The organism is Kitasatospora sp. NPDC005856, from assembly GCF_040629945.1.
Classification (GTDB): domain Bacteria; phylum Actinomycetota; class Actinomycetes; order Streptomycetales; family Streptomycetaceae; genus Kitasatospora.
In genome coordinates, this window is sequence record NZ_JBEXWT010000061.1 from 49893 (window position 1) to 57572 (window position 7680).

The window sequence follows — 7680 nt, forward strand, 5'->3', positions numbered from 1 at the left end:
CCCGTTGACCCGGCCCGGGACGGGGTCGGGGGCGGAAAACAAAAAATCCCCTCGCAGGAGGGGACGCCACGCCGACTCCGGCACCGCCCGGGGGCGCAGCCGGTCCTGGTCAGCGCGGCCGGCTAAGGAGCAGGCGCACGGTTCGCATGGGCTCAGGGTACCGCAAGCGGGTCGGCGGGCCGCGGGGCATACCCGGCCGGGGGCCGCAAGCACGCACGCGGGGTCGTACCGGCCGAAGCACGCGGGGTCGTACCGGCCGAAGCGCGTGAGCGCCGGCCGTTCGGGCCGTACGGGCCGGGCAGGACCCGCGCTACCGCGCCACCACCCGCCCTACCGCGCCGCCGCCCGCCCCGCCGCGTCGAACTCCCGCAGTGCCTTCGCCAGCCGCTCGGACTGCATCCCCGCCGCGAGCGAGCGCGCCAGCGAAGCGGTGCGGGCCGCCTCCCGTTGGTCGCCGAGCCTGCGGTGGGCCTCGGCGAGGCGCACCATCAGCAGCGCCTTGGAGCGGGCCCGCCCCGGCCCGAGCCCGGCCACGGCCTCGGCGAGCAGCACCTTCGCCATCCGGTACCGGCCGAGCGCCAGCCGCCCCTCCCCCACCATCCCGGCGACACCGGCCCTGGTCTCCTCGGCGCCGGGCAGGCCGTCCAGCTCGGCGAAGGCCCGGACGGCGGCCTCGTCGGCCCGCTCGGCCTCGTCCCGGCGGCCGTACGCGCGGGCGAGCCGGCCGTATTGGCGGGCCCTGGCGGTGGGGCTGAGCGCGGCGCCGTGGGTGTCCAGGGCGGTCACGAGCGCGGAGACGGCGTCCAGTCCGCGCCCGCCGGGGCCCTGGGTGGCGAGCACGACCAGCGCGCCGAGCACCGCGACCCCGAGCCTGGGGTCGCCGCTGACGTGGGCGGCGCGCAGCGCGGCGACGAAGGCCCGTTGGGCGGCCGCGTCGTGGCCGAGGTCGTACGCGGCCCAGCCGGCCAGCCGGGCGAGTCTGCTGGCCGTCCCGTACAGTTCGCGGCCGAGCCGTTCGTCGTACGCGCCGAGTTCCAGCAGCTTGGCCAGCATGGCGAGTTCGGCCCGGACGGGGCCGAGGACGAGGCCGCCGCCGCAGGCCCGTTCGAGTTTCTGCTTGCTGCGGTAGGACAGGCCGAGTTCGCCGACCAGCCCGGGTTCGACGCGCAGCGCGCCCTCACCGCCGCCGACGGGCGGGGGCGGGGAGTCGAGGCGGGCGGCGGCCTGGTCGAGGTCGGAGCTGCGGAACAGGTCGGTGAGGCGGACGGGTCCGGCGTCGGTGGCGGCCTCGCGCAGCGCGGTCTGGGCGGTGTCGGCGGTCCACGGGTCGGTGAGCAGCCGTGGCGAGAGGATCTTGGCGCCGCGGTGGCCGCCCATCCGGCCCCAGAGCTGCTCGTAGGTGACGGCGATGCCGAGGGTGCGGCTGAGCACCTCGCAGACCGCCTGGTCGTGCGGGCTGCGCGGCACCATGCCGCGGTCGCGCCACTTGTACGGGGCGGTGGAGCTGATGGCGAGGCCGGGTGGCAGGGCGAGGCTCACCTCGCGGGCGAGCCGTTCCGGACTCCAGCCGAGCTGGTGGAGTATCCGGGCCAGTTCCTCGTTCCGCCTTCGCTCCAGATCGGCCATGGCACGACGGTAGCGGGATTCCGGGCTCCGCGACCGGTGGCGCGGGCAGAACATCGAAGAGCCGCCTCCCGTTTCCGGGAGGCGGCTCTCGACTGCTGTGGAGCTATGGGGAATTGAACCCCAGACCTCTTGCATGCCATGCAAGCGCTCTACCAACTGAGCTATAGCCCCTTGACCTGCGATGTCACCGTGGTTCCCGGTTGTTTCCGGCCGTTTCCCTCGGCGACATCGACTACTTTACACGGTCCCGGGGGTGCTCCTGAAATCCGTTTCCCGAGGTCCGCACCGCATGCCCCGGGAGCCCCGCCCGCAGGGGCCCGGGCGCCCCGCCTCCGAAGCCCGGGCGCTTTCGCCCCCGCACCCGGAGCGTTCCCCCTGCCACGCCCCGGGCGTGCGCCTCCCTGCCCGGGGCGCGGAATGCCGCGTACACGCCCGGCCACCGTGCATGCGCCCGACCACCGCGGACGCGCCCGACCACCGCGGACGCACCCGGCTATCCCTCCGCCCGCCGGCCGCGCGCCGCGAAGCCGGCGGCCGCCAGCACCGCGGCCGCGTCGACCAGCAGGGTGGTCCGCAGCGCCGCCCCCGATTCGGCGGCCGGCGCCGGCAGGTCGACCTGGCCGAGGAACACCGAGCCCAGCACCGCGACGCCGATCACCTGGCCGAGCTGGATGACCGTCACCATCACGCCACTGGCGTCGGCCGCGTCCCCGGGCGCCACCCCCGCGAGCGCCCGGGCGACCAGCGGCGAGTACGCGCAGCCCGCGACCAGGCCGAGCAAGGCCATCTCCACCAGCGGCCAGGCGCCGATCTCCGCCCCGCCGCCGAGCACCAGCCCGAGCAGCAGGTAGCCGCCGCCGAGCAGCGCCCCGGCGAGCGCCGGCAGCAGCCGGTGCAGCCGGCCGGGCAGCCGGTGCCAGTGCAGGCTGGACAGGCCGAAGCCGACGGCGACGGGCGCCGAGCAGAGCCCGGCCTTCAGTGCGGTGTGGCCGAGCGCGGCCTGCTGGTGCAGGGCGAAGGTGAACATGAAGCCCGCGAAGGCCGCCATGATCGCGAACAGTCCGGCGACCGCGGGGCGCAGCCCGGGGGCGCGCAGCACCCGCCCGGAGATCAGCGGCTGCCCGCCGCGCCGGGCGATCCGGCGTTCGACGGCCGCGAAGAGGCCGAACAGCAGCGCACTGGCCGCGATCATCGCCCAGCCCCACACCGGCCAGCCCAGCTCGTGGCCGAGGACGAGCGGGACCACCAGCAGGCCGAGGGCCGCGCCGAGCACCACCAGGCCGGGGAGGTCGAAGCCCCGGGTGGCGTCGCCGGGCAGCCGGGGCAGCAGCCGGGCGCCGGCCGCGAGCAGCACCACGCCGATCGGCACGTTGACCAGGAACACCGGCCGCCAGCCGCTGCCGAACAGGTCGGCGCTGACCAGGACGCCGCCGAGCACCTGGCCGAGCGCCATGCCGCCGGCCAGCACCGCCGAGTAGAGGCCGAGCGCCCGCACCCGGGCGGCGCCGGTGAAGGTGCGCTGGAGCAGGCTCATCACCTGGGGCACCATCAGGGCCGAGCCGGCCCCCTGGAGCAGCCGGAAGGCGATCAGCCAGCCGGTGGCCGGGGCGAGGCCGCAGGCCAGCGAGGCGGCGGTGAAGGCGGCCAGGCCGAGCTGGAAGAGCCGGCTGTAGCCGTACCGGGCGCCGAGCCGGGCGCCGGTGATGAGCAGGACGGCGTAGCTGATGGTGTAGCCGGCGATGACCAGCTGGAGGGCGGCGCCGGAGGCGCCCAGGTCGGTTCGGATGGTGGGGACCGCGACGTTGACGATGGAGGTGTCGAGCACGGCCATGAACTGCCCGCACAGGACGAGCGCGAGGAGCAGCCCGGGCCGTACCGTCGGGGCCCCGGTGGTGCGTCCGGCCGAGCGGGGCCGGATCTGAAGGTCCGTCATGGCAGCCAGCCTGGGCCCGTCCCGGTACTGGTGGTTAGAGCCTGCCGATCCTGGTACCGGCAGCACCTGTATCGCCGGCCCGGGCTGCGGCACCATGGGGCCATGACCGTCCTGGAGGAACTGCCCATCGCGGCGGGCGGGCGCGACCGCCGCCGCACCGAGCTGGCCCGCTTCCTGAAGGCCTGCCGGGCGCGGGTCACCCCCGAGGACGTCGGGCTGCCGCCGGGGCTGCGCCGCCGTACGCCGGGGCTGCGGCGCGAGGAGGTCGCGCAGCTCGCCGGGGTGGGGGTCACCTGGTACACCTGGCTCGAACAGGGCAGGCCCATCAACGCGAGCGAGCAGGTGCTGCTGGCGGTGGCCCGGGCGCTGCGGCTGGACGGCACCGAGCACGAGCACCTGTTCCGGCTGGCCGGGGTGTCCGCCTCGGCGCGGGCGCTGCCGGCGGTGCCGGAGCTGTCGCCGTCGATCCAGGTGATCCTGGACTCGCTGGCCCCGCTGCCGGCGGCGGTCTCCAACACCCGGTTCGACGTGCTGGGCTTCAACGGCCCGTACCGCGCGATGTTCGGCACCGACCGGATGCGTCCGTCGCGCGGGGTGGTGTTCAACAGCCTCTGGTGCATGCTGACCGCCCCGCCGTGCTGCAACCCGTGCGAGAACCGGGAGGAGACCCTGCCGCGGATGGTGGCGGTGCTGCGCTCGGCGTACGGCAAGCACGTGGGCGAGCCGGCCTGGGAGGAGCACGTGCAGCGGATGTCGGCGCGCAGCGAGCTGTTCCGGGAGCTGTGGGACCGCCAGGAGGTCGCGCCGCCGGAGGCCTGGCTGCGGGTGTTCCGCCACCCGGAGGTCGGGGTGCTGCGGCTGAACGCCACTTATCTGACGATGCCGGGCGTGCCCGAGTGCTACATCGTGGTGTACGTGCCGGCCGACCCGGAGGACCGGGAGCGGGTGGAGCGGCTCAACTCGCTGCCGCCGGGCGGCTGGTCCCACGTCTGCGAGGCGTGACGCCGGACCGCCGACGCGTCGGGAAACCGGGGCGCCGGACGCCCGGAACGCCGGAAGGCCGCCACCCTGGGGTGACGGCCTTCCCAACCACTGTGGAGCTATGGGGAATTGAACCCCAGACCTCTTGCATGCCATGCAAGCGCTCTACCAACTGAGCTATAGCCCCGCGACACGGGCGACCCTGGCTGACCACGACCGCCGATGCGGAGTGGAGCTATGGGGAATTGAACCCCAGACCTCTTGCATGCCATGCAAGCGCTCTACCAACTGAGCTATAGCCCCGCACTCACCGGATCTCCCGCTTCCCTTCCGGGCCGCGTTCCTTCCCTGCGAACGAGGAAGACTCTAGCTGGTCAGGGCCGGAACTGCGAAATCCGCTCCTCCGGAGCCCCGCCGAGGGCCCCGAAAGGCCCCCGGCGCCCGGTGCCGCCCGCACCGGTACCGCTCAGGTGTCGTCGCCGATGACCGGCTGCGGGAGCGTGCCCGCGTTGTGCTCCAGCAGGCGCCATCCGCGCGCCCCGTGGCCGAGCACCGACCAGCAGCAGTTGGACAGCCCGCCGAAGCGCTCCCACTGGGCCGGCTCCAGCCCGAGCAGCCGCCCGAGCATGGTGCGGATCGTCCCGCCGTGGCTGACCACCACCAGCGTGCCGTTCTCCGGGAGCTTGCCGGCGGCCTCCAGGACCACCGGCACCGAGCGGTCGGCGACCTCGGTGGCCAGCTCGCCGCCACCGCCGCGCCGTACCGGCTCGCCGGCCGCCCAGGCCTCGTACTCCTCCGGGAAGCGCTCGCGGATCTCGGCGTTGGTCAGGCCCTGCCAGGAGCCCGCGAAGGTCTCCCGCAGGCCCTCGTGGTGCTGAACGTCCAGCCCGGTGACCGCGGCGAGCTCCGCGGCGGTGCGCCGGGCCCTCTTGAGGTCCGAGGAGATCAGCAGGTCGGGACGGAGCCCGGAGAGCAGCCGGGCCGCCCGCTGGGCCTGCAGGACGCCCTGGCCGGTCAGCTCGATGTCCGTGGTGCCCTGGAAGCGCGATTCGAGGTTCCAGGCGGTCTGGCCGTGCCGCCAGAAGACGATGCGCGGGCCGCGCGCGCCGCGGCTCAGTGCAGGTCCTCGGGCTTGCCGAAGTCGTCGGCGGGGGCGACGGCGTTGCCGGCCTCGTCGGTGTGGGCGTCCGGACGGTTGCGCGAGGCCTGGGCGTCCTCGGGCAGCGGCAGCTCGGGGCAGTCCTTCCAGAGCCGGTCCAGCGAGTAGAAGGAGCGCTCCTCGGAGTGCTGGACGTGCACGACGATGTCCAGGTAGTCGAGCAGGATCCAGCGGCCCTCGCGCTCGCCCTCGCGGCGCACCGGCTTGATGTCCAGCTGCTCGCGCAGCTGGTCCTCGATCTCCTCGGCGATGGAGCGGACCTGGCGGTCGTTGTTCGCGGAGGCGATCAGGAAGGCGTCGGTGATCGACAGCACCTCGCTGACGTCGAACGCGATGATGTTGTGCGCGAGCTTGTCGGCCGCCGCCTGCGCGGCGACGGTGATGAGCTGCTGGCTGTGGTCGGTGACGGTCACGGTGTTCTTCCGGCTCGGGGCTTGGGGCGCCCCGGCGCGGGCCGGGGTCGCCTTCCAGGATCTCACGCCGCCCGGGCGGGCCCGGAACCGATTTTCCGGGCCCGCCCGGGCCACCGCGCCGCGATTCCCGGACCGCGCGGGCCCGGGCCGTCGCCCTACTGGTTCTTCGGCGGCTGGTAGTCCTTGCCGAGCACGACCATCAGGTCCGCGTTCTGGGTGTCGCCGGTCACCTTCTTCACCGCCGTGTCGGGCAGCCCGAGGCTGGTCGCCAGCGACTTCGCCGCGCCCTGCCTGGCGTCGTCGGTGTAGCGGATCTCACTGGCCGGCTGCGGGGCGGCCTTGGCGCCGCCCGGGATGAAGGTCAGGCCGGAGTTGACGATCTGGACCTGCGCGGCGGCCGCCGACGCGTCGTTGCCGCTGGCGTCCTGGAGCGCGACCCGGGCCGGGGCGTCGCCGGCGGCCGCGGACTTCACGGTGCCGCCCAGCACGTCCTTGACCTGCTTGCCCGCGGTCGCCTCGTCCAGGCTGCCGTCCGGCTTGACGGTCAGCGCGGTGGTGCCGAAGTGGCCGTCCTTCGCCTGCTGGGCGAGCTGGACGAGCACCCCGGCGAGGGCGTCCTCGGGCAGCGAGGGGTCGAGCACCGCGTTCATCCGGTGCACGTCGTCCTTGGCGTCCTTGAACTCGGTCGGCATGGTGCGCACCACCGCGTCCAGGACCTGCCCGAACCGGGCCAGCTGGGCGTCCCGGTTCTCGCCGGGCGCCTGCAGGGTCGCGTAGGCGACCGCGGCCTTCCCGCTGAGCATGGTGTTCTTCCCGGCCGCGGACAGCAGTTTGCCGTCCGGCTTGCCGCCCTCGTGGGTCTCGGCGTTGGTGTCCACCCGGACGCCGCCGAGCTGGGAGACCAGCAGTTCCAGGTACGGGGTGTCCAGCCGCCAGGTGCCGGCCACCGGGGCGCCCAGCACGGTGGACAGGCCCTCGCGGGTCGCCGAGGCGCCGATGCCGTCCATGGACTGGCCGACCGTGGTCACCGGCGGGTCCCCCGGGCCCGGCAGCCGCAGGTTGTCGGGCAGCAGCAGCACCGTGCCCTTCTTCCCGGAGGCGTCGTTGACCAGCAGCGCGCTGGACACCTTGCCCTGGAGGTCGCGCAGGTGGACGACGTTGACCTGGCGCCCGCCGGCGGCGGCGGCCGCGCTCGGCTTGTCGCCGGTCAGGAAGAGGTACCCGCCGACGCCGCCCGCCGCGAGCGCCACCACCACACCGAGGCCGATCAGCCGGTTGCGCAGCTTGCGGCGGCGCTCGGCGCGCACCTCGCTGCGGGACTCGGCGAACTTCAGCCAGTCGATGACGTCCTCGGTCTCCTCCGCCTCCTCGTCGACGAAGGTGAACTCGCCCGTGGTGTAACTGTCCTTGGGCGCCTTGCCCCCGGCCTTCCCGGCCCGCGCCCCGGCGACCTGCTCGGACGGCGGCGCGGCCTTGGCCGGCACCGCCTCCTCGGCGGGCCGGGGCCCCCGTCGCCGCGCCGGCGCGGCGACGGGGGCCCCGGCCCGCCGAGGAGGCGGTGCCGGCCA

6 protein-coding genes and 3 tRNA genes are annotated in these 7680 nt (G+C 74.7%); 1 reads left to right on the plus strand and 8 read right to left on the minus strand.

Translation table 11 applies throughout. The features are described 5' to 3' along the window. Positions 1 to 330: 330 nt before the first annotated feature. The 3 genes from ABZ449_RS29440 to ABZ449_RS29450 all read right to left on the minus strand — a co-directional run bounded on the left by ABZ449_RS29440 (position 331) and on the right by ABZ449_RS29450 (position 3559). Positions 331 to 1626: a hypothetical protein gene (locus ABZ449_RS29440; RefSeq protein WP_360352179.1), complete on the minus strand. Its 1296-nt coding sequence runs from the start codon at positions 1624 to 1626 to the stop codon at positions 331 to 333. Positions 1627 to 1724: 98 nt separating this feature from the next. Further along, a tRNA-Ala gene (locus ABZ449_RS29445) sits at positions 1725 to 1797 on the minus strand. 322 nt (positions 1798 to 2119) lie between these two features. Further along, complete coding sequence (locus ABZ449_RS29450) at positions 2120 to 3559, minus strand: MFS transporter (RefSeq protein WP_360352182.1); 1440 nt, start codon at positions 3557 to 3559, stop codon at positions 2120 to 2122. A gap of 102 nt (positions 3560 to 3661) precedes the next feature. Here ABZ449_RS29450 and ABZ449_RS29455 point away from each other — a divergent pair, with 102 nt between their 5' ends. Next, positions 3662 to 4561, plus strand: coding sequence for a helix-turn-helix transcriptional regulator (locus tag ABZ449_RS29455; protein WP_360352184.1), 900 nt, complete (start codon positions 3662 to 3664; stop codon positions 4559 to 4561). 93 nt (positions 4562 to 4654) lie between these two features. On the opposite strand, the gene ABZ449_RS29460 is transcribed toward ABZ449_RS29455, so the two are convergent. The 5 genes from ABZ449_RS29460 to ABZ449_RS29480 all read right to left on the minus strand — a co-directional run. Beyond that, positions 4655 to 4727 (minus strand) — tRNA-Ala (locus ABZ449_RS29460). 43 nt (positions 4728 to 4770) lie between these two features. Next, positions 4771 to 4843 (minus strand) — tRNA-Ala (locus ABZ449_RS29465). Positions 4844 to 5006: 163 nt separating this feature from the next. After that, positions 5007 to 5657 (minus strand): histidine phosphatase family protein, encoded by a 651-nt coding sequence (locus ABZ449_RS29470; RefSeq protein ID WP_360352193.1) that lies wholly within the window; start codon positions 5655 to 5657, stop codon positions 5007 to 5009. After that, positions 5654 to 6112, minus strand: coding sequence for a ribosome silencing factor (gene rsfS / locus ABZ449_RS29475; protein ID WP_360352187.1), 459 nt, complete (start codon positions 6110 to 6112; stop codon positions 5654 to 5656). Before rsfS ends, ABZ449_RS29470 begins: the two co-directional genes overlap by 4 nt. Positions 6113 to 6267: 155 nt before the next feature. Beyond that, the coding region (locus ABZ449_RS29480; protein WP_360352190.1) for a LytR C-terminal domain-containing protein at positions 6268 to 7680 on the minus strand (1413 nt) is incomplete at its 5' end.